Origin of the sequence: Rhodobium orientis, assembly GCF_003258835.1 — a bacterium.
GTDB lineage: Bacteria > Pseudomonadota > Alphaproteobacteria > Rhizobiales > Rhodobiaceae > Rhodobium > Rhodobium orientis.
Window position 1 is genome coordinate 65,185 of record NZ_NPEV01000015.1, and the last position, 19,839, is coordinate 85,023.

Below are 19,839 nucleotides of genomic sequence, written 5' to 3' on the forward strand. Positions count from 1 at the left end.
CGTTTACGGCGCCGCCAGACATGCTATGTAAGGCCGCATGACGACTGCGGCATCACACCGGCAAGGAACGCCTATTAACCTGTTCCGTGCATTGCGGGAATTGCGGGGCCCGCTGGCCGCGCTCTCGCTGTTGATGTTCGTCGTCAACGTCTCCTTTGCCGGCGGCGTCGAGATCGTTTTCCATGACGGTACGGGCGGCTTCAGGCTGGTCACCTGCCTGCATCCGGACGGCCACAGGATCGACGGCGACAGCAGCGCCAGCGCCGTCACCGACTGCCTGACCTGCTGCCTCGGCGTTGCCAAGGCGATGGCCGTGCCCGACGCGCCGGCCGAGCTCTTGCGGACCATCGGCTACCTCGCCTCCGCGCCGCCTGCCGAAACGAACCCTGCCGATCCGGCGGCGGTACGGCACCGCTCGATCCGCGCGCCCCCTGTCCTCTCCTGAGACCCGTGAACCGATCGGGCCGGCCCGGCCAATGGTGGCCGCCGGTTGCCCGCTGCCTTGAACGAACAGGAGAAGACCCGATGCCCCGACTTTCCGCGATCCTTGCCGCCGCGACGCTTGGCCTTGCCGCCGCAACCTTTGCCCCGGCCGCCTATGCCGACGACCATGCCATGATGATGGAGGGCGGCTCGGCCACCATCGGCGATCTGCAACTGACCGGCGCCTGGACCCGCGCCACGCCGCCCGCCGCCCGCGCCGGCGGCGGCTACCTTAAGATCACCAATAACGGGTCCAAGACCGACTATCTGGTCTCCGGCTCGGTCGACTTCGCCGAGCGGGTGGAAATCCACGAAATGTCGGTGATCAACGACGTCATGAAGATGCGCCACCTGGAAGACGGCCTGCCGGTCCCGCCCGGCGAGACCGTGGCGCTGGAGCCCGGCAGCTACCACGTCATGTTCATGGGAATGACCGAGCCGTTGACCGAAGGCAAGGCCGTCGACGTCACGCTGACCTTCAAGAACGCCGGCGACGTCACCATCAAGATGCCGGTCGCCAAGGTCGGTGCGCGCTCGCTCGCCGGCGACGGAGGCGGCATGATGCACGACCACGGCAACATGGACATGCAAAAGAGCGAGTAGGCGCGCTCTTATCTGATCTCGGACACAAGTGCGACTTGCGCCGCCGCAAAACGGCGGCGCCTTTCGCCAGGAGCCACCGTCCATTGGCTCAGTCGGGAAGATTCGCCCGCTTGCCGTAGGCGTTTGGCCCCTTTTCGCCCGGCACCACGCCGAGGAAGATCGCCGTCAGGATATTGACGAAGGGCACGAAGGCGAGCAGCGCGACGAAGCCCGTCAGCCCGTAATCGTGCGCGCGCTTGGCCATCAGCGCGATCTCCGCCCAGATCATCGGAATGACCGCAAAGGGCAGGATGACGCCGACCGTTGCTTGCGTCTCCGGATAGCGCATCGCGGTGCCGAGCAGGATCAGCATGACCATGTTGAGCAGGAGAATGCCGAGCCAGTAGGGCTCGCGCGAAATCCGCCCGTCGATGCCAAAAAACAGCCAGAGGACGCCGCGCATCTTCGGCAGGCCGCTGCCGGGTCCGGTGCTCATGGCCGCGCCTCCGCCGCCATTCGCTTTCTGAGGCCGCAATATTCCGTCGTTCGGTTCGCCATTCAGTCGCGCAAGAGCTCGTTGATGGAGGTCTTGGAGCGCGTCTTCTCGTCCACATGCTTGACGATGACTGCGCAGTAAAGGCTCGGCCCCGGATCGCCGTTCGGAAAGGGCTTGCCGGGCATGGAGCCGGAGACGACGACGGAGTAGGGCGGCACCCGGCCCATATGGACCTCGCCGGTCTCGCGGTCGACGATCTTGGTCGAGGCGCCGATGAAGACGCCCATGGAGATGACCGAGCCCTCGCCGACGATGACGCCCTCGACGACTTCGGAGCGCGCGCCGATGAAGCAATTGTCCTCGATGATGGTCGGGCCGGCCTGCAGCGGCTCCAGCACGCCGCCGATGCCGGCGCCGCCGGAAAGATGCACGTTCTTGCCGATCTGGGCGCAGGAGCCGACGGTCGCCCAGGTGTCGACCATGGTGCCCTCGTCCACATAGGCGCCGAGATTGACGAAGCTCGGCATCAGGACGACGCCCGGCGCCACGAAGGCGGAACGGCGCACGGTGCAGTTCGGCACCGCGCGAAACCCCGCATTCTCGAAATCCATCGCCCGCCAGCCGTCGAACTTGGAGGGGACCTTGTCCCACCAGGCGGCATCGCCCGGGCCGCCCTTGATGACCTCCATCGGATAGAGCCGGAACGACAAAAGCACGGCCTTCTTGGCCCACTGGTTGACGACCCAGTCGCCGTCCTTTTTCTCCGCCACCCGGATCCGGCCCTTGTCGAGGAGGTCGAGCGCGGTGTCGACGGCCTCGCGCACCTCGCCCCTGGTCGATGTGCCGATCGTCTCACGGTCGTCGAATGCGGCGTCGATAATGCCGGCAAGCGCGGCGATGTCCGTGTTGAGGTGGTTCATTGCGTACGGGCTCCGGTCGTCTCTAAAGGGCGGGGGTCACCCCGGTTGTCCGTTTTGAAGCGCGGACGATAGCCGCGGCCGGGGCGGAGTGCAATGCGGCCCCGTCGCCCTCGATGCGGCAGCCTTGCGCGCGCCCTTGCACTCGCGCCGCGAAACGCCTACCGGAAGGGGCCGGGGCCGCGGGAGGTCTGACGGCGCGACAAGGGGAGATGCGCGATGCAAGATGGCGAAGGCCGCCGGTCCGGCCAGGGCTTTCCGAGTGCGGTCCAGGACCGCGAGGCCTGGGAGCGCACGCCCGACACGCCGCAGACCCTGTCGCCCGCCTATCGGCTCGCCTTCGATGATCCGGATTTCCTGCTGCGCCCGGAACTGCGGCCGATGCGCCTGCAACTGGAGCTCCTGAAGCCGGAGATCATCCTGCGCGAGCGCGGCATCGATTCGACCATCGTCATCTTCGGCTCGGCCCGCATCGCGCCGCCGGGCGGCGAGCCGATCGTCGATGCCGCGCCGGAGGTCCTTGAAAAGCTGGCCGCAAAGCAGCGCTATTACGACGAGGCCCGCAAGCTGGCCCGGCTCGCCTCCCAGGAATCGATGAAGCATTACGGGCGCGAATTCGTCGTCTGCTCCGGCGGCGGTCCCGGCATCATGGAGGCCGCCAACCGCGGCGCGGCGGAAATCGGCGCGCCTTCCATCGGCCTCAACATCGTGCTGCCCCACGAGCAGGCGCCGAACGCGTATATCAGCCCGGCGCTGTCGTTCCAGTTCCACTACTTCGCCGTCCGCAAGATGCATTTTCTCCTGCGGGCCAAGGCGCTCGCCTGCTTTCCCGGCGGCTTCGGCACCTTCGACGAGCTGTTCGAGGCACTCTGCCTGATCCAGACCGGCAAGGTCGAGCCGATGCCGATCCTGCTCTTCGGCGAGGACTACTGGCGCCGGGTGATCGATTTCGAGGCGCTGGTGGAAGAGGGCACGATCGCCGCCCGCGACCTCAACCTCTTCTCCTACGTCGAGACGGCCGAGGACGGCTGGAAGATGATCAAGGATCACTACGGCATGTGAGGCCGGTGTCGTCCGTCACTCCGGCCGGCCGATCTCAGCCAGGATTTCGCCGAGGAACTCCGCCAGCCCGTCCGCGATGAACTCGATATGCGGGTCGGCCGAGCCTTCCAGTTCCCAGCTTTCCCGGAACACCTCGCGGGTGCCACGCGGCACGATGAGCACGGTGCGCATGCCGAGGTCGTGCGGCACGGTGAGGTTGCGCGGCAAATCCTCGAACATCGCCGCCTTCGTCGGATCGATGCTGTTGAGGGTCAGGAACCGGTCATAGGTCTCTGCATGCGGCTTGGGCAGGTGGTCGGCCGCGACGATGTCGAAGATGTCCTCGAAATGGCCGGTGATACCGAGCCGGTTCGCCACCTTTTCCGCGTGGCTGACGGTGCCGTTGGTCATGATGAACTTGCGGCCCGGCAGCCGGTCGATGGCGTCGCCCAGCTCCGGGTCCGGCTGCACCGCGGAATGGTCGATGTCGTGGACGTATTTCAGGAATTCCTCCGGCGAGACGCCGTGTTCCAGCATCAGGCCGCGCAGGGTGGTGCCGTAGCGCCGGTAGTAGTCCTTCTGCAGCCGATGCGCCTCGTCCGGGCCGGAGCCGGTCAGCCGCTGCACGAAATCGCGCATGCGCACATCGACCTGGGCAAAGAGGTTGATGTGTTCCGGATAGAGCGTGTTGTCGAGGTCGAAGATCCAGGTGTCGACGTCGCAAAACGCATCGAGGGAACGCAGGTGCTGGCGCAAGACGGTGCTCTGATCGGGGAAAGGGCTGCTGCCGGGAACCTATAGCGCCCGGCGGCAAACGCAACAGGCTCCGGCAACCGGCTCGCGGATCATCCTGGTCATGATGGGCCGCCATCGTGACCAGGCAAGCGCGAACGCGCGCCGGCGCCGATGCGCCGTAAGCCTGCGTGGCGCCTGAACGCTAAATTTATCTCGTGATCAGCGTGCCGGCGCCGTGTTCGGTGAAGATTTCCAGGATCACCGGGTGTGGCACCGTGCCGTTGAGGATGACGACGCCCTCGACGCCCTGGTCGAGCGCGTCGATGCAGGTCTGCACCTTGGGGATCATGCCGCCATGGATGGTCCCGTCGGCGATCAGCGCCTTGGCCTCGGCCTCGCTCAGCTCCCGGATCAGCTTGCCGTTCTTGTCGAGCACGCCCGGCACATCGGTGAGGAACAGCAGCCGCTTGGCGCTTAGCGCACCGGCGATGGCGCCGGCAAAGGTATCCGCATTGACGTTGTAGGTGGCGCCCGCCTCGTCGGCGGCGACCGGGGCCAGCACCGGGATGAACTCCCCGCGGGCGAGAAGGTCGATGACCTCCCGGCGCACCTTCTTGGGCTCGCCGACGAAGCCGAGGTCGACGATCCGCTCGATCGCCGATTCCGGATCGCGCACGGTCCGCTTCAGCTTTTCCACCGTGACCATGTTGCCGTCCTTGCCGCACAGGCCGATGGCGCGCCCGCCTTCCGCGTTGATGGCGGCGACGATCTCCTTGTTGATGCCGCCGGCCAGCACCATTTCCACGACCGCGATGGTCGGCTCGTCGGTAACCCGGAGGCCTTCGCGGAACTCGCTCTGGATGCCGAGCCGCTCCAGCATCTTGCCGATCTGCGGCCCACCGCCATGGACCACCACCGGGTTGACGCCGGCCTGCTTCAAAAGCGTGACGTCGCGGGCGACGGTGCGCGAGATTTCCGGATCGCCCATGGCGTGGCCGCCATATTTGACGACGACGGTGGTGTCGTCATAGCGCTGCATATACGGCAGCGCCTCGGAAATCGTCCGCGCCCGTTTGATGAAGCTTTCAAGCTGCGGCAGCTCGACTGTGTCCACGGCTGGCGGTCCTCGTTCTGGGTCTGTCGGGCTGTTCGGCCGCCATGCCGGTGCCGCGCGAGGCGGCTCGGCGGCGCCGGAAAGGGTGGGCGACGCAAACAGGATTGTCTTGCCCCTAAAAAGACGCCGGAAGCGCCCGCCGTCAAGGCGCGCTGCAGCGAACGGCGGAAAGCGGGGTCTGAGGCCCGAAATTCCATTCGGTTCCCGGCAGGCGGAACGCTTCGGGGACCGCAAGCGCGAACGCGCGCCGGCGCCGTTGCGCCGTAAAGCCTGCGTGGCGTTTGAACGCTAGGGAAGGGGAGCCATCCTACCCGTCGTAGTTTGCCGGCAGCTTGTGGACGATGCCCTTGTGGCAGGAAATGCAGTGGTCGCCGGTCTCGACCGCCTCGGTGTGCTTGCGCCGGGCGCGCCGGCTCTGCTCTTCCAGCTCCATGGACTCAAAGTCGTGGCAGCCGCGGCAGTTCTTCGACTTGCGGCTTTCCATATGGCTCCAGACGCGCTGGGCCATCACCAGCCGCTGCGCCTCGTATTTCTCCGGCGTGTCGATGGTGCCGAGCAGGTGGTGCAACACGTCCTTGGAGGCGGCGATCTTGGCGATGTATTTCGCCGGAAAGTCCTTCGGCACGTGGCAGTCGGCGCAGCCGACATGGACGCCCGAAATATTCTTGTGGTGGAAGCTGCGCTTGTATTCTTCGTAATTGGTCCGCATCTCGTGGCAGGAAATGCAGAATTCGGTGCGGTTGGTGTAGTCGAGGGCGGCGCTGAAGCCGACCATGGCAACGAAGATGCCGAGTGTGCCGAGAAACAGCGTGCCGAGTACGGCGGGCCGTTTCACCCAGTTCCAAAAACGCTTCACGTCTCGTTTCCACCCTTGGCGAAGACGACGTTGCGCCTCCGTTTGTCGCGCGGCTAATTCACCGCTTTGCTGCTTGAGATACGGACGCAGACCCTTGCGACCGTCGGGACTTCCCGCCGGGGGCGGGAAGTCCCTCTGGGTCCGGGGGGCGGTCAGGTTACCCCCAGGTGTCCTTGCGGATGTTGTTGTACCAGCTATGCGCGAAGGCGACCTCGCGCTTGCGCTGCTCGGCGCTGGCATCGACCGGGGTCAGCCCGCCCGCGCCCTTGACGCCGGCAATCGTGTTGTCCTCGGCGTTGTAGCGATAGACGGCAGCGACGGAGAAGCCGTAGTCGGTGCCGGCGATGGAGTAGCAGGTGTTGACGTAGGAGGGCTGCGGCATCTCCTTTCCGGAGAGCGCCGCGACGATCGCCGCCGCCGTCACCTTGCCTTGCGAATTCGCCGAATAGCCCGACTTCGGCATCGCCGTGGCGATCGCCGCATCGCCGATCACATGTACGCCGGCATGCTTCGACGACTCGAACGTCATCTTGTCGACCGGACACCAGCCACTGTCGTCGGCGAGATCGGCGTTGAGAGCGATCTTGCCGGCCTTCTGCGGCGGGATGTAGTTGATGACGGCCGGATCGAAGCTCTCGAAGTCGGTCTCCACGGTCATCGCCGCCGCGTCCAGCTTGTTGATCGCGCCGACCTTGGAGAAGGTGTTCCACTCGATCATGCTGTCGTCGGTGCCGAAGCCGTAGAGGTCCTTCCAGGCCTGGGTAAAGAGGCCCTGCTTGGAGAACTTCTCCTTCGGATCGAGGATCATCACCTTCGATTTCGGCTTTTCGGCCTTCAGGTAGTGGGCGATCAGGCTGGCCCGCTCGTAGGGCCCCGGCGGGCAGCGGAACGGGTTCGGCGGGGCAATGATGACGACGAGGCCGCCGTCTTCCATGGCCTCCAGTTGCGAGCGCAAGAGCGCGGTCTGCGGCCCGGCCTGCCAGGCGTGCGGGATCTTTTCCTGCGCCGCCTCGTCATAGCCCTCGATGCCGTCAGTGACGAAGCTGATGCCCGGCGCCACCACGCAGCGGTCGAAGGAAAGGGTCTCGCCGCCTGCCGTGGTCACCGTCTTGGCGTCAGGGTCGATACCCGCCGCCCGGTCCTGGACCATGGTGATGCCCATCGACTTCAGGCCGTCATAGCCGACCTCGATGCCCTCCAGCGTGCGTTCGCCGCCGAGCACCTCGTTCGACATGAAGCAGGTGTGGTAGCTCGCCTTCGGCTCCACCACGGTGACCGAGATGTCCGGATTGGCGAGCTTCAGGTAGCGCGCCGTGGTGGCGCCGCCGACGCCGCCGCCGACGATAACGACGTTGCCGCCCGCCGCCCGCGCGATGTGGGGAAGGCCGAGCGTCGCGCCGGCCACAGCCGCACCGCCGATCTTGATGAAGTTGCGGCGTGATAAGTTGGTCATGGTGTCCTCCCCCCTAGTTCTTCGAGCCGAAGAAGTGGATGACGGCCGCGACACCGTCCCCGCCCTCGGTCTCGACCAGTTCCTTCAGGTTGCGCATCTTCTTGCGCCGTTCCTTCGACGACAGCGCCTCGTTCTTTTCCAGGTCGCGCCGGCCGGAGATCAGGTCGTGGAGCTGGTGGTCGAGATAGGGCATCATCTGGCCGGCGAGCGCCGGATAGTCGATCGCCGACATGCCCTCGTCCTCGTGGCAGTCCTCGCAGAGGTTGTCGTAGATCTGCTTGCCCCTGGCGACGAGGTCCGGGTCGGTGTCCTGGTCGACGACGCGCCCGAAGGGCTGCTTGGCGAAATAGTCGGCGATGAGCTTCAGCTCCTCGTCCGAATAGCCCTTGGCGATGCGCTGCATGATCGTCGACGGCCGTTCCCCTTCCCGGAACGCGATCATGGTCTCGAACATATAGGCGGCATTGGTGCCGCCGATGGTCGGCGCCGCCGGCCCGTAGCTGGTGCCGTTCGGGCCGTGACAGCCATTGCATGTGTTGGCAAGCATGGACGCTTCCAGCTCGGCCGCGGGCGCCTTGCCCGCGACGCTCACCAGCGCCATGAAAGCGAGTGCTGACGAAAGAATCCCCCGAGCTTTCATGTTTCCTCCCATCTGGTGTTTGGTTTTTGTTGGGAGGGAAAGCCTAATATTCATTTTTTTGAAAATAAACAGGTGTTTCGACGTACTCGCCAATAAAAACGGCAGCGATGCCATGTCTTTCGGCAGTGCAGCATAAAGAACTGTTGCGCGTGCAACACTTCGGTGTTTTGTTAAGAATAGTTTTCAGGTTTTTCGAGAAGGTATTGTCGAAAAATACGAGAGGGTAAGACCGAAGAACTCTGTCAGAGGGCCGACAGGCGAGTGACCTCGGCCCGTAATTCGGCAATTCCGGTGCCTTTTTCCGAAGAGGTCACGATGATCTTCGGGTGCGCGGCAGGGCGCTTGGCAATGCCGGCGGCGGTCTTTTCGATGACCTTTTCCAGTTCGCCCTTTTTCGGCTTGTCGGCCTTGGTGAGGACGATCTGGTAGGACATGGCGGTGGCGTCGAGCAGGTCCATCACCGCGCCGTCGTTCTCCTTCAGCCCGTGGCGGGCGTCGATCAGGAGATAGACCCGTTTCAGGCTGGTCCGGCCCTTCAAATAGTCGATGATCAGCCCGGTCCAGTTGGCGACCGCGGTCTTGGCGACCTTGGCATAGCCGTAGCCGGGCATGTCGACGATGACGATGGGCGAGGCGGTGGCCGTCTCTGCCGCGGCAAAGAAGTTGAGCTCGCGGGTGCGGCCGGGCGTGTTGGAGGTGCGAGCGAGCGCCTTCCTGCCGGTCAGGGCGTTGATGAGGCTCGACTTGCCGACATTGGAGCGGCCGGCGAAGGCGACCTCGATGCCGGCCTCCGGCGGCAGTTGGCGGACGGCGGCGACGCCGAGCAGGAACTGCCAGGGCCGGGCGAACAGCAGCCGCCCGGCCTCGATCTCGGCCTCGGTGAGGGCATCGGGATCGACGGCCGGTTCCTGGTCCTGCGGAGCGTCGGGCGTCTCGGCCATGTCAGCGGAGCGGCGGCGGGGCTTAGCTGCCGCCTTCCTTCGGTTTCTTCTTCTTGAAGGTGTCGGTGACGTTCTTGAACAGCTCCACCTTTACCCCCTGGCGCCGCATGATGACGTATTGCTGCAGGATCGACAGGGAGTTGTTCCAGGCCCAGTAGATCACCAGGCCGGCCGGGAACGAGGCCAGCATGAAGGTGAACAGCACCGGCATCCAGGTGAAGATCATCTGCTGGGTCGGATCCGGCGGCGCCGGGTTCAGCTTCATCTGCAGGAACATGGTGACGCCCATGATCAGCGGCCAGACGCCGATCATCAGCATGTGCGGCGGGTCCCAGGGAATGAGGCCGAAGAGGTTGAACACCGACGTCGGATCCGGCGAGGCAAGGTCCTGAATCCAGCCGAAGAACGGCGCATGGCGCATCTCGATGGTGACGAACAGCACCTTGTAGAGCGCGAAGAACACCGGAATCTGGATGACGATCGGCAGACAGCCGGACAGCGGATTGATCTTTTCCTTCTGGAAAAGCTCCATCTGCGCCTGCTGCTGTTTCACCTTGTCGTCGGGGAAGCGCTCCTTCAGGGCCTGGACCTGCGGCTGGATCTTCTTCATCCGGCTCATCGACACGTAAGACTTGTTGGCCAGCGGGAAGAACACCAGCTTGACCATCACGGTGACGACGAGGATGGCGATGCCGAAATTGCCGACCAGGCGGAACAGGTAGTCGATGATGTAGAACAGCGGCTTGGTGATGAAATAGAACCAGCCCCAGTCGATCAGAAGGTCGAAGCCTTCGATGTCGTAGGCATCGCCGTAGCGGTCGATGACCGAGACCTGCTTGGCGCCGGCAAACAGCCGCTGCTCGGTCGTCGCCGAGCCGCCGGCCGCGACCGTCACCGGATCGGCGAGGTAGTCGGCCTGGAAGATGTTCTTGGCCCCTGCCGTGCGCGAGGAGAATTTCGGCTGGAACTGGGTGCCCTGGCGCGGGATCAGCGTCGCCGCCCAGTACTTGTCGGTGATGCCGAGCCAGCCGCGCGAGACCTTCGGCGGCGTCACGTGGCGGGCATCCTCCGTCAGGTCGTCATAGTCGACCTCCTGCAGCCCCTCGTCGCCGAAGACGCCGAGCAGGCCCTCATGCAGGATGTAGAAATTGGTCGTGTGCGGCTTGCCGTGGCGCGAGATCAGCGCATAGGGGAAAAGCACGGCAGCGGCATCGCCGGTGTTCTCCACCGTATCGGAAACGGTGAAGAGGTAGTCCTTGTCGACCTCGTAGGTGCGCTTGAAGGTGAGCCCGGCGCCGTTGTCCCAGGAAAGCACGACCGGGCTCGAGGGCGTCAGCGTCGTCCCGCTTGCCACCGACCAGACCGTGTCGGCCGACGGCAGCGACAGGTTCGCGGCCCGATCGGCGACCCAGCCCATTTCCGCATAATAGGCGTCCGGCGCGCCGGACGGAGAGAACAGCACGATGTTGGGGCTGTCCGGCTCGACGGTCTCGCGGTACTGCTTCAGCACGATGTCGTCGATGCGCCCGCCCTTCAGGTTGATCGAGCCGGAAATGCTCGGCGTGTCGACGGGAACGCGGGCGCTGCCGCTGAGCGCCGCGGCGCGGCTCTCAGCCGGGGCTGCCGGCGTCGTTGTGCCGCCCGGCGTCGGCGCCGCCTGGCCCGGGGTCTGCGTCGGCGCTCCGGACGGGGCCGTCGGCGTGGCGCTGTCGCTGCTGGGGACGCTTCCAGGGACAGCAGTGCCCGGCGCTGCGGCCGTCTGTTCCTGCTGTGCCGCCTGGCGCTGCTGTTCCTTCTCGATCTTCGGCCCGGCGTAGAAATATTGCCAGGCCACCAGCACCACCAGCGAGAGGACGATCGCAAGGATCAGGTTGCGGTTTTCGGACATCGAATGCTCTCGCTGTTGTCTTGCCTGGCAAAGGACCGGTCGCGGCCGCGCCGCCGGGGTCCGTCTTGCGGGCCCGAACGCATCAGGCCGTGTGTCTGGGGGACCGCGTGGTCTTGTGGATCATTCCAATCGCTGCCGAAAGGTCTCGTGTCAACCGGTCGAAAGGCTGCCGCAGCGCCTTGCGCCGGCCGATCAGCACGTAATCGCAGCCGCCGCGCGCCTGCGGCAGGACCTCTTTTACCGCTGCCTTCAGCCGCCTTCGGATGCGGTTGCGTTCCACGGAGTTGCCGGTGCGCTTGGTCACCGTGAAGCCGAAGCGCGGCGGCGCCTCCGCCGGCCGTTCGCACAGCCCCTGCAGCACGAACGCCGAACGCGCCGCCCGCGCACCGCGGGCAGCGTTCAGGAATTCGGAGCGCTTTTTCAGGCGGTTCATGACGCAAGAGGCGCTCGTGGCGGTGCGGGTCGCCGGCGTGGCCTCGGTCATTGCCGCGATGCCACCTGCCGCCGGCCGCTACGCGGAAAGACGCTTGCGGCCACGGGCGCGGCGGCGCGCGATTACCTTGCGGCCACCGTTGGTTGCCATGCGCGCACGAAAACCGTGCCGCCGTTTGCGCACCAGCTTGCTGGGTTGAAAAGTCCGTTTCATCACATGCCACCGCCGGCTGGCGGCCTCTTTACCTGTTGCGAATTGTCCAATGAGGTCTCGCGACAAGACGTCGCGACACGCCGGTCGCGGCGATCCTCTGCCTTTCGGCTGCGCTGCCGGGCTTATAAGGGCGCCTCCGCGGCAAGTCAATCGCACCGCGTCGCCGCAACGGCGGAAATCCGGCGCCAGGGTTCACGTCACGGTTCACGCCCGGGTGAACCGTCGGTGAGCGCGGATCAAAAGACCTTGAGGTGGACGCGCTGCGCCGCCCGGATCGCTACATTGACACCGGAGGGCGGCGCCGGCCCGGGGCAACGGCCGGCATCGCCACCGTGCCAGGCACCGGCCTTTCGCCGCGTGCTTGACCCGGACCGCAATACAACGAAGGAATGAAAGACAGGCATGTCGATCGACGAGGCAGAGCGGGGCACGCGGCCCGCGCCCCCGGCAAGGCGGGGCGGGAACAACGCAGTGGGGGGTGACAGGGGTTTGGTCAGACACGCAAAGCGCTGGGTGCCGCTGGTCGCCATCCTCGCCCTCATGGTCGCCGGCTATCTCGCCGGCTGGCACGACTATCTGAGCCTGTCGGAGCTGATCCGCCACCGTGGAACCGTGGCCGGCTTCATCGCCGACAACAGGGTGACCTCGATCCTGATCTACGCCGCCGTCTACGCCCTCGTCATCGCGCTCTCGTTCCCCGGCGGCTCGTTCCTGACCATTGCCGGCGGTCTGTTCTTCGGTTGGCTCGTCGGCGGCCTCGTCACGGTCGTTGCCGCAACGCTCGGCGCCACCGCCATCTTCCTGGCCGCCCGCACGTCGCTCGGCGACGCGCTGCGTGCCCGCGCAGGTCCGCGGCTCTCCCAGCTTTCCGAAGGCTTTCGCAAGGACGCGGCGAGCTATCTGTTGTTCCTCAGGCTGACGCCGATCTTTCCGTTCTGGCTCGTCAACCTCGCCCCGGCGCTGTTCCACGTGCCGCTCGGCACCTATGTGCTCACCACCGTCGTCGGCATCATTCCCGGCACCTTCGCCTATGCCGTCTTCGGCTCCGGCCTCGACAGCGTCATCGCCGCCCAGGAACAGGCCAATCCCGGCTGCGGGGCGAGCGGCACCTGCAGCATCGACACCTCGGCGATCCTGACGCCGGAACTGATCGCCGCCTTCGTCCTTCTCGGCGTCGTCGCGCTGATCCCGGCGGCGCTGAAGAAATGGCGCCGCGCCCGCGCGGCCGGCAACGGGGCGAACAAAAGCTGAGCCGGCGCGTTCGCCCGTAACGATCCCGTCCTCCGGCGGTTCTCCGCCGGCCCCGATTTCTCGTCCCTTGGAGCAACGATGAGCGACACCCTCACCCCCGACATCTGTGTCATCGGCGCCGGCTCTGGCGGCCTCACGGTCGCCGCCGCGGCCGCCTCCTTCGGCGTGCCGGTGGTGCTCATCGAAAAGGGAGCGATGGGCGGCGACTGCCTCAACACCGGATGCGTGCCGTCAAAGGCGCTCATCGCCGCGGCAAAGCACGCCCACGCCTTTTCGACGGGCGAGCCCTTCGGCATCGCGGCCCAAGTTCCCGGCATCGATTTCGCCAAGGTCAACGCCCACGTCCACGACGTGATTGCGGGCATCGCCCCGCATGACTCCGAGGAGCGCTTCGAGAGCCTCGGCGTCACCGTCATCCGCGCCGAGGCCCGCTTCACCGGCCGCGACACGGTCGTCGCCGGCGACACCACCATCAAGGCCCGCCGCTTCGTCGTCGCCGCCGGCTCCTCGCCCGCCGTGCCGCCGATCGACGGCCTTGCCGACGTGCCATATCTCACCAACGAGACGGTCTTCGACCTCAAGGCGTGCCCCGAGCACATGATCGTCGTCGGCGGCGGTCCCATCGGCATCGAGATGGCCCAGGCCCACCGCCGCCTCGGCGCCAGGGTAACCGTGCTGGAAGCGGCCAAGGCCCTGCCGAAGGACGATCCGGAGAACGCCGCGGTCGTGCTCGATACGATAAGGGCCGAGGGTGTCGACCTGCGCGAGGGCGTCACCGTCAAATCCGTCGCCAAGAATGCCGCCGGCATCGTCGTCACCGTGGGGACGGGGGAGGGGACCGGGGAGCGCATCGCCGGCTCGCACATCCTCGTTGCCGCAGGCCGCAGGCCGAACCTTGCCGGCCTGAACCTCGACGCCGCCGGCATCGCTGCCGACAAGAAGGGAATATCAGTCGACGCCGGCCTTCGCACCAGCAACCGCCGCATCTATGCCATCGGCGACATCGCCGGCGGCCTGCAGTTCACCCATGTCGCCGGCTACCACGCCGGCCTCGTCATCCGCTCCATCCTCTTCCGCCTGCCGGTCAAGGTGAAGACCCCGATCATCCCCTGGGTGACCTACACCGACCCCGAACTCGCCCAGATCGGCCTGACGGAGGACGCCGCCCGCAAGGAGCATGGCGATGCCGTCACCGTCATCACCGTTCCCTTCACCGGCAACGACCGCGCCCGCGCCGAGCGCCGCACCGAAGGCCGCATCAAGGTCGTCGCGGGAAAGGGCGGTCGTATCCTCGGCGTCAGCATCGTCGGCGTCTCGGCCGGCGATCTTATCGCGACCTGGGCGCTTGCCGTCTCCGCCGGCCTGAAGCTTCGCGACCTCACCGGCTTCGTCGCCCCATACCCCACGTTTTCGGAGGTCTCGCGCCGCGCCGCCGTCGACTATTATGCCCCCGGCGCAAAGAATCCCTGGGTCCAGCGCCTCGTCCGCTGGCTCCGGGTCTTTGGATAGGAAAGGCTGCGATACGCTAGGGTCGGCTGTTCCGGAGCTGGTCGGAGATCAGTGACTGTTTGACTGCAGAGGTCCGGCGGAGAATGCTGGGGTCTGGAGCTTTGGCGTTCGCGTCTTCGCGCAAGCCGCCGTGGTCGATCGCATAGCGGCGTACGAGAACGACGAGGTCCGGAAAGCTGATTGCGAGCCCTGCCGTGTTCAATGCCACCTCGTTTCGTCCGGTCCACCGCCACCACCAACGGGTCAAATTTCCCCTGGGTGACCAGGCCATGTTGCCCATGACGTCGGGATCGATCCTCAGGAAGAGGTAATTGGGTGACCTGGCGTAGCGTGCGATCCGGAGGGTCGAGACGGCGCTCCAGGGAATGACATCTGGCGAAACCCTGGCGTCTTTCAAGCCATCCGGCGACAGGGAGATTGCGATTTTCGGATGGGTCAACAGCTCCAGGAGCATTAGGAGCGTCATAAATCCGAAGAAGGAAGCACCAACGATGCCCACCGTCTCATGGCTGAAGCCGTGCCGGCCGACGCCGTCGAGGGTGGAAGAATGCAAGAACAGGGCAAGAAGGCATGCGCAACCGGCGAGGATCAGAATGATCTTGCCGTCGTGCCATCCGATGTAACGCGTCTGTTGTGTATCGATCGGGTCGTCGGGCGTGGTCATGGGAATATCCGCGTTTCCAGCACTGCCCAAGAGATTACCTCCTGTGGTTGAGGTTTGTATGAATCGCATACGCCTTTTGCGGGCATCGTTAAGGGACGATTATCTGCCGCTGCAAAAGACCGCTCGGAATTGAGAAGAATCGGACCTTCAACGGAGGTCCGGCTTGTGCGGGTCTTTGGATAAGCCGCGCGCGTTCCTAAATAGAGAGGCGCGGGAACCTTTGAGCGGACCCGGCGGCACGCCGCCGGAGCCAGGAGCATTTATGGACGCGGGGGCCGACAACGGGGGGCAAAAGGGCACGGCGAACGCGGCCGGGCCAGATGGCGCGCGCGCGGCGGGACGCCACCGCACCGGGCTTTCCGGCAAGCTGCTGTTCCTCACCATCCTCTTCGTGATGCTTTCCGAAGTGATGATCTATGTGCCGTCCGTCGCCAATTTCCGCGACGGCTGGCTGCGCGACCGGCTGACCATGGCCGGTATCACCGCGGTCTTCCTGCATGGCGAGCGGTCCTTCGATAGGGCGACCCAGGACAAGCTCCTGGAAGCCTCTGGCGCCCTCGCCATCGCCGGCTATGACGGCGAGCGCCGCCGCCTGATTGCCGCGACCACCATGCCGCCGGAGGTCGACAGCCACATCGACATGCGCGACATGGACCCCTGGACCTCGGTCGCCGAGACCTTCGAGACGCTGGTCTTCGGCGGCGACCGCACGCTGCGGGTCGTCGGCGCCCCGGCCATGGGCGAGGGGTTTGTCGAGATCCTGATCCGCGATGCGCCCCTGCGCGAGGCGATGCTGACCTTTTCGCGCAACATCCTGGCGCTTTCGCTGATCATCTCGGCGATCACCGCGACCCTCGTCTATCTCTCCCTGCGATGGCTGTTCGTGCGCCCCATGCAGAGATTGACCCGGGCGATGGCCGAATTCAGCGACGACCCGGAAAACGCCGACACCGTCATCGCGCCCTCCGGCCGCGCCGACGAGATCGGCGATGCGGAGCTCCGGCTCGCCGCCATGCAGCGCGAGCTGGTCAAGACCCTGCACCAGAAGCGCCGGCTCGCCGATCTCGGCCTTGCCGTCTCCAAGATCAACCACGATTTGCGCAACATCCTCGCCTCGGCCCAGCTCTTTTCCGACCGGCTCGGCACGCTGGAGGATCCGACGGTTCAGCGCGTCACGCCGAAGATCGTCGGCGCCCTCGATCGCGCCATCGGCTACACCCGCTCCGTGCTGGAATACGGCCGCGCCGGCGAAGCCGCCCCGGAACGCCGTCTGATCCGCCTGTCGCACCTCGTCGACGACGTCGGCGACCTCCTCGGCGTTGCCGGCTCGGAGACCATCGAGTGGAAGAACGCCGTCGACCCGGAACTGGAGATCGACGCCGACCCAGACCAGCTTTTCCGCGTCCTGATGAACCTCTGCCGCAATGCCGTCCAGGTGCTCGACGGCAAGGCCGACCCGACGCTGGTGCGCCGGCTTGAGGTCGGCGCACGGCGCGGCGACGGGGCGACGCTGATCCAGGTGCGCGACACCGGCCCCGGCGTGCCGGAGCAGTTGCGCCCGACCCTCTTCCAGGCGTTTTCGGCAACGGCGCGAAAGGGCGGCACGGGCCTCGGCCTTGCGATCGCGGCCGAACTCGTCCGCGCCCACGGCGGCACCATCAGCCTCACCGACGCCGGCCCCGGCGCCTGTTTCGAAATCCACATTCCCGACAGGGGCAGGAACGGCCAGCGAAACGCGATGAAGGACCGCGGCAGGCCCGAATACGGGCAGAACGGCAAGGCGGGATAGGGGGCGTTCTTCCAGATTCCCGGTTTCCGGAGCCGGTCTCCCGAAGGTCGCCGGCCTCGCCACCCCTGACGATCTTGCGGGCTCGTTGTCGGATTCGGTCGGCAATTCACCGGGCCCTGGCCGGATAGCCGGCGAATTTCCGCCATGCTGTCGCGGCCGTTGAAAACATTGTCGCCGAGGCTTGCAATTCGGATCGGATCGACGTACCTCTAGCCTCCGCTTCGGCAGTTCGCTGCCGCAGGCGACAAGGGTTTGGCCTCACAGTTGGTCCCCTTGATACGGCAGGCGCCGGTAGCTCAGCTGGATAGAGCACCAGACTACGAATCTGGGGGTCAGGAGTTCGAATCTTCTCCGGCGCGCCATTTCACAATTTCCCATGTGAAAGTCTCCTAACAGTTTGAATGGTAACGCGGTTTTCGGGGTTCGAAGCCCTGTTTTCCGATCGAACGCCAACCGCTCCGAAAACGCCAGTTTCAGCACCGTCCGCTTGTCTTCCAGACGACCGGAAGCCCAAAGCTTCCAAGGGTTTGCGAGGAATAGGAAGGCGCGTTCGAACATTTCCTCAAAGGGGCGTTTCGGGCTGGCGATTTCAGCGCACCGTTCCGACATGACCGCCTTTTCCCGTTCCAGGTTTTCGATGCGGCGCTCATAGGCGGCGATCGTCGCGGGGCCGGTCGTATCGACGATCCGGTCAACCAAATGCTCGATCTGGTTTTTGATCTTGACGATTTCCTGTCGCGCCGCAGCCTGGGTTTCCTTGGCCGAAGCCAGGCGGGCGTCCCATGCATGTCGGAACATCGCCTTGGTAAGATCGTACAGTGCCCGCGATGGTTTGAGCTGCCGCAACAACGCCTCGAAGGCACTTTCGAGATCATCGCGCCGGATGGATTTGCGATGGCTTTCGCATTCCCGATTGTGGCACAGGTAGTAGGGGTGGCGCCTTCCGGTCTTGCTCTTCGACCAGCAGGCCGTCAGAGGCCGCCCGCAATCGCCACACAGGACGAATCCCCGCAAGGGAAAGTCCGCATTGAGATCGGGACGGGCAGGCACTTTCGCGCCGCCCTTGAGGCGATCCTGAATCTTCTGGAAGGTCGATAGCGTGACCAGACCTTCATGCTTGCCTTCCCGAAGCGGTATTTCCCACTTCGGCACTTCGGCACTTCGGCACTTCGGCACTTCGACATAACCGGCATAGGTGACGCGGGTCAGGATGTCGGTGATGCGTTGGCTGCGGATTTGTCCGCCGGGCAAATCCTTGGGAAACAGCGGCTGGCTTTCAAGGAAGCGCTTCACTTCCGCCTGCGTATCGAAACGACCGGAGGCATAGCCTTCCAGGGCTTCCTGCACGATCGAAGCCAGCGGTTCGTTGCGCACCAGGACCCTGCCGTGACCGTCCTGCTTTTCGTAGCGATAGCCCACCGGTGCCTGAAACACGTAATAGCCGTTATAGCACCGCGCTTTCATGCGATTGAGCGTCTGCTCGCGGTTCTTGCGGCTTTGATGCTGGGAAACGCTGGCAAGAATGTATTCGTGCAGTTCCCCGTCGGCATCTTCCCGGAATTCGATCGACGGCGATTCCAGAATGCCCCCGGCTTCCAGAATCGCAGCGCGCAGATCGAAATGGACACGGACGTTGCGCGCAAAGCGCGACAAATCGTCGATAATCACCACATGCGGGTTTCGGCGATCGACCCGGAGAAAGGACAGCATGGCCTGCAGGCCCGGACGATCGGCCCTCTGGCCGGTCAGGTCGTCGGTAAACACGCGCTTGACCGCATAGCCCTTGTAGTCGGCGTACTGGCGGCACCGCGTCTCCTGCGAGTTCAGGCCGTCGCCCCGCCGGGTCTGGGCTTTGGAGGACACCCGCGCATACACGACGGCATCCGTGACGTTATGGTGCTGACTGCTGTCGAAATTCATTTGCCAGCCTCCTTTCTAGCCGGTCTTCCTCGGTCGTTCGTCACGCTCGCGCCGGTCGAGCGCCTGACGGGTGGAATCGACGCCGAACCCGAGATCGACAAATGACATGACGATCGACCACAGAGTTTTAATCAGTTCGCGTTTTTGTTCGTCGGAGAGAGTAGAATCCTCGAGAAAACTCGAATAATACTCCCAATCTATCGAAAATGTAGGCTTATCGCCTGGCTTGTTCGGCTCTTTTTGTGGGTGGCGCACGGCGTTTCCTTTCGTTTTGCCTGCCCCTCTCTCCGAGACTATTGTCGCTGCCTCACGTTATACTAGAAATCGTCGAACAAAACAAGAACATATCCCTATTTTGACGTGGACCCTCGTCGGAATTCAGGTATAGCCCCGCTTACTTATGCAATTTTTACGTGCAAAGTAGCTAGTTCCACACATTGTGTTTAGCTATTTCGGCTCACTTAACCTGTCATCACGGTTGCCGGGTAGCACCTTTACGACGTTTTTGTAGATAAGGTCTTTGCGTCACAAAGGCTACTTTTTTCCCACTCGTGAATATAACTCGTATGTCTCCACCAGCAAGAAATGCACTTCGGGCCGGGGAGTACCTCGATTCATATCCCGGATACCGCGGTCCGCTGTCCGGGTCATGGGATATGATCGAAGACTTGAGAAATACGGAAAAGGAATTGGTGGGCTACGGGCATTGGAAGTGATCGCAAGATGTGCGGGGTAATACCCGCAATCTTGGCAAGGGAGACGCTGCACTCTCCCGTTGCATCCCTCTCGCCATTGGCGCTTGCTCGGCATTGAACCTCGCCGCCCCATACAATCGTATGTCCACTTAAGCTTCTTGGCTTACGAATAAGTTGATTGTCTCGATGGGTCTGCGGCCCTGGTTTCGGTAGCCGAGA

18 protein-coding genes, 1 tRNA gene and 1 pseudogene are annotated in these 19,839 nt (G+C 64.6%); 7 read left to right on the forward strand and 13 right to left on the reverse strand.

Annotation, left to right across the window (positions count from 1 at the left end; all coding sequences use genetic code 11):
- The first annotated feature begins 100 nt into the window (after nt 1-100).
- Complete coding sequence (locus CH339_RS09350) at nt 101-445, forward strand: hypothetical protein (RefSeq protein WP_111434084.1); 345 nt, start codon at nt 101-103, stop codon at nt 443-445.
- A gap of 80 nt (nt 446-525) precedes the next feature.
- Entirely contained in the window at nt 526-1,086 is a 561-nt protein-coding gene (locus CH339_RS09355; protein ID WP_111434085.1) for a copper chaperone PCu(A)C, read from the forward strand.
- An 88-nt stretch (nt 1,087-1,174) separates the two neighbouring features.
- On the opposite strand, the gene CH339_RS09360 is transcribed toward CH339_RS09355, so the two are convergent.
- Nucleotides 1,175-1,561, reverse strand: coding sequence for a DUF805 domain-containing protein (locus CH339_RS09360; protein WP_111434086.1), 387 nt, complete (start codon nt 1,559-1,561; stop codon nt 1,175-1,177).
- 62 nt (nt 1,562-1,623) lie between these two features.
- The gene (dapD, locus tag CH339_RS09365; RefSeq protein WP_111434087.1) at nt 1,624-2,481 is read right to left on the reverse strand and encodes a 2,3,4,5-tetrahydropyridine-2,6-dicarboxylate N-succinyltransferase; all 858 of its coding nucleotides are present in this window, start codon (nt 2,479-2,481) and stop codon (nt 1,624-1,626) included.
- 216 nt (nt 2,482-2,697) lie between these two features.
- Between dapD and CH339_RS09370 the strand changes: the two genes are divergently transcribed.
- Nucleotides 2,698-3,540: an LOG family protein gene (locus tag CH339_RS09370; RefSeq protein ID WP_111434088.1), complete on the forward strand. Its 843-nt coding sequence runs from the start codon at nt 2,698-2,700 to the stop codon at nt 3,538-3,540.
- Between the two features lie 15 nt (nt 3,541-3,555).
- On the opposite strand, the gene CH339_RS09375 is transcribed toward CH339_RS09370, so the two are convergent.
- The 9 genes from CH339_RS09375 to rpmH form a co-directional block, all read right to left on the reverse strand.
- On the reverse strand, nt 3,556-4,275 hold the full coding sequence (locus CH339_RS09375) for a pyrimidine 5'-nucleotidase (RefSeq protein ID WP_244669036.1): 720 nt from the start codon (nt 4,273-4,275) through the stop codon (nt 3,556-3,558).
- A gap of 187 nt (nt 4,276-4,462) precedes the next feature.
- Entirely contained in the window at nt 4,463-5,293 is an 831-nt protein-coding gene (gene argB / locus CH339_RS09380) for an acetylglutamate kinase (protein ID WP_111434106.1), read from the reverse strand.
- Between the two features lie 382 nt (nt 5,294-5,675).
- Nucleotides 5,676-6,224, reverse strand: coding sequence for a NapC/NirT family cytochrome c (locus CH339_RS09385; RefSeq protein ID WP_201240939.1), 549 nt, complete (start codon nt 6,222-6,224; stop codon nt 5,676-5,678).
- Nucleotides 6,225-6,381: 157 nt separating this feature from the next.
- Nucleotides 6,382-7,677 (reverse strand): FCSD flavin-binding domain-containing protein, encoded by a 1,296-nt coding sequence (locus CH339_RS09390; RefSeq protein WP_111434090.1) that lies wholly within the window; start codon nt 7,675-7,677, stop codon nt 6,382-6,384.
- Nucleotides 7,678-7,690: 13 nt separating this feature from the next.
- Nucleotides 7,691-8,224, reverse strand: coding sequence for a c-type cytochrome (locus CH339_RS09395; protein WP_146610142.1), 534 nt, complete (start codon nt 8,222-8,224; stop codon nt 7,691-7,693).
- Nucleotides 8,225-8,559: 335 nt separating this feature from the next.
- Nucleotides 8,560-9,258: a ribosome biogenesis GTP-binding protein YihA/YsxC gene (gene yihA, locus CH339_RS09400; RefSeq protein ID WP_111434092.1), complete on the reverse strand. Its 699-nt coding sequence runs from the start codon at nt 9,256-9,258 to the stop codon at nt 8,560-8,562.
- A gap of 22 nt (nt 9,259-9,280) precedes the next feature.
- Nucleotides 9,281-11,146, reverse strand: coding sequence for a membrane protein insertase YidC (gene yidC / locus CH339_RS09405; protein ID WP_111434093.1), 1,866 nt, complete (start codon nt 11,144-11,146; stop codon nt 9,281-9,283).
- Nucleotides 11,147-11,228: 82 nt separating this feature from the next.
- Nucleotides 11,229-11,630: a ribonuclease P protein component gene (gene rnpA, locus CH339_RS09410; protein WP_244669037.1), complete on the reverse strand. Its 402-nt coding sequence runs from the start codon at nt 11,628-11,630 to the stop codon at nt 11,229-11,231.
- A gap of 27 nt (nt 11,631-11,657) precedes the next feature.
- Entirely contained in the window at nt 11,658-11,792 is a 135-nt protein-coding gene (gene rpmH, locus CH339_RS09415) for a 50S ribosomal protein L34 (RefSeq protein WP_111434094.1), read from the reverse strand.
- A gap of 489 nt (nt 11,793-12,281) precedes the next feature.
- Between rpmH and CH339_RS09420 the strand changes: the two genes are divergently transcribed.
- Both CH339_RS09420 and CH339_RS09425 read left to right on the forward strand, forming a co-directional pair.
- A complete protein-coding gene (locus CH339_RS09420) occupies nt 12,282-13,043 on the forward strand; it encodes a TVP38/TMEM64 family protein (RefSeq protein WP_244669038.1) in 762 nt (253 codons plus the stop codon).
- Between the two features lie 78 nt (nt 13,044-13,121).
- Nucleotides 13,122-14,552 (forward strand): dihydrolipoyl dehydrogenase family protein, encoded by a 1,431-nt coding sequence (locus CH339_RS09425; RefSeq protein WP_111434096.1) that lies wholly within the window; start codon nt 13,122-13,124, stop codon nt 14,550-14,552.
- A gap of 16 nt (nt 14,553-14,568) precedes the next feature.
- Here the strand turns inward: CH339_RS09425 and CH339_RS09430 are convergent, their stop codons facing one another.
- On the reverse strand, nt 14,569-15,216 hold the full coding sequence (locus tag CH339_RS09430) for a hypothetical protein (protein ID WP_111434097.1): 648 nt from the start codon (nt 15,214-15,216) through the stop codon (nt 14,569-14,571).
- Nucleotides 15,217-15,478: 262 nt separating this feature from the next.
- On the opposite strand from CH339_RS09430, the gene CH339_RS09435 reads away from it, so the two are divergent.
- Together CH339_RS09435 and CH339_RS09440 are read left to right on the forward strand one after the other, a co-directional pair.
- Complete coding sequence (locus CH339_RS09435) at nt 15,479-17,005, forward strand: sensor histidine kinase (RefSeq protein WP_111434098.1); 1,527 nt, start codon at nt 15,479-15,481, stop codon at nt 17,003-17,005.
- A 285-nt stretch (nt 17,006-17,290) separates the two neighbouring features.
- Nucleotides 17,291-17,367 (forward strand) — tRNA-Arg (locus CH339_RS09440).
- 538 nt (nt 17,368-17,905) lie between these two features.
- Here CH339_RS09440 and CH339_RS09445 read toward each other — a convergent pair.
- Nucleotides 17,906-18,925 (reverse strand): annotated as a pseudogene (locus tag CH339_RS09445) (recombinase family protein); the annotation flags it as partial.
- Nucleotides 18,926-19,839: the final 914 nt, after the last annotated feature.

Coding starts and splice junctions, on each gene's coding strand:
- CH339_RS09355 (WP_111434085.1), top strand. CDS start 526: ATGCCCCGACTTTCCGCGATCCTTGCCGCCGCGACGCTTGGCCTTGCC.
- CH339_RS09360 (WP_111434086.1), bottom strand. CDS start 1,561: ATGAGCACCGGACCCGGCAGCGGCCTGCCGAAGATGCGCGGCGTCCTC.
- dapD (WP_111434087.1), bottom strand. CDS start 2,481: ATGAACCACCTCAACACGGACATCGCCGCGCTTGCCGGCATTATCGAC.
- CH339_RS09370 (WP_111434088.1), top strand. CDS start 2,698: ATGCAAGATGGCGAAGGCCGCCGGTCCGGCCAGGGCTTTCCGAGTGCG.
- argB (WP_111434106.1), bottom strand. CDS start 5,293: ATGCAGCGCTATGACGACACCACCGTCGTCGTCAAATATGGCGGCCAC.
- CH339_RS09390 (WP_111434090.1), bottom strand. CDS start 7,677: ATGACCAACTTATCACGCCGCAACTTCATCAAGATCGGCGGTGCGGCT.
- CH339_RS09395 (WP_146610142.1), bottom strand. CDS start 8,224: ATGCTTGCCAACACATGCAATGGCTGTCACGGCCCGAACGGCACCAGC.
- yihA (WP_111434092.1), bottom strand. CDS start 9,258: ATGGCCGAGACGCCCGACGCTCCGCAGGACCAGGAACCGGCCGTCGAT.
- yidC (WP_111434093.1), bottom strand. CDS start 11,146: ATGTCCGAAAACCGCAACCTGATCCTTGCGATCGTCCTCTCGCTGGTG.
- rnpA (WP_244669037.1), bottom strand. CDS start 11,630: ATGACCGAGGCCACGCCGGCGACCCGCACCGCCACGAGCGCCTCTTGC.
- rpmH (WP_111434094.1), bottom strand. CDS start 11,792: ATGAAACGGACTTTTCAACCCAGCAAGCTGGTGCGCAAACGGCGGCAC.
- CH339_RS09425 (WP_111434096.1), top strand. CDS start 13,122: ATGAGCGACACCCTCACCCCCGACATCTGTGTCATCGGCGCCGGCTCT.
- CH339_RS09430 (WP_111434097.1), bottom strand. CDS start 15,216: ATGACCACGCCCGACGACCCGATCGATACACAACAGACGCGTTACATC.
- CH339_RS09435 (WP_111434098.1), top strand. CDS start 15,479: ATGGACGCGGGGGCCGACAACGGGGGGCAAAAGGGCACGGCGAACGCG.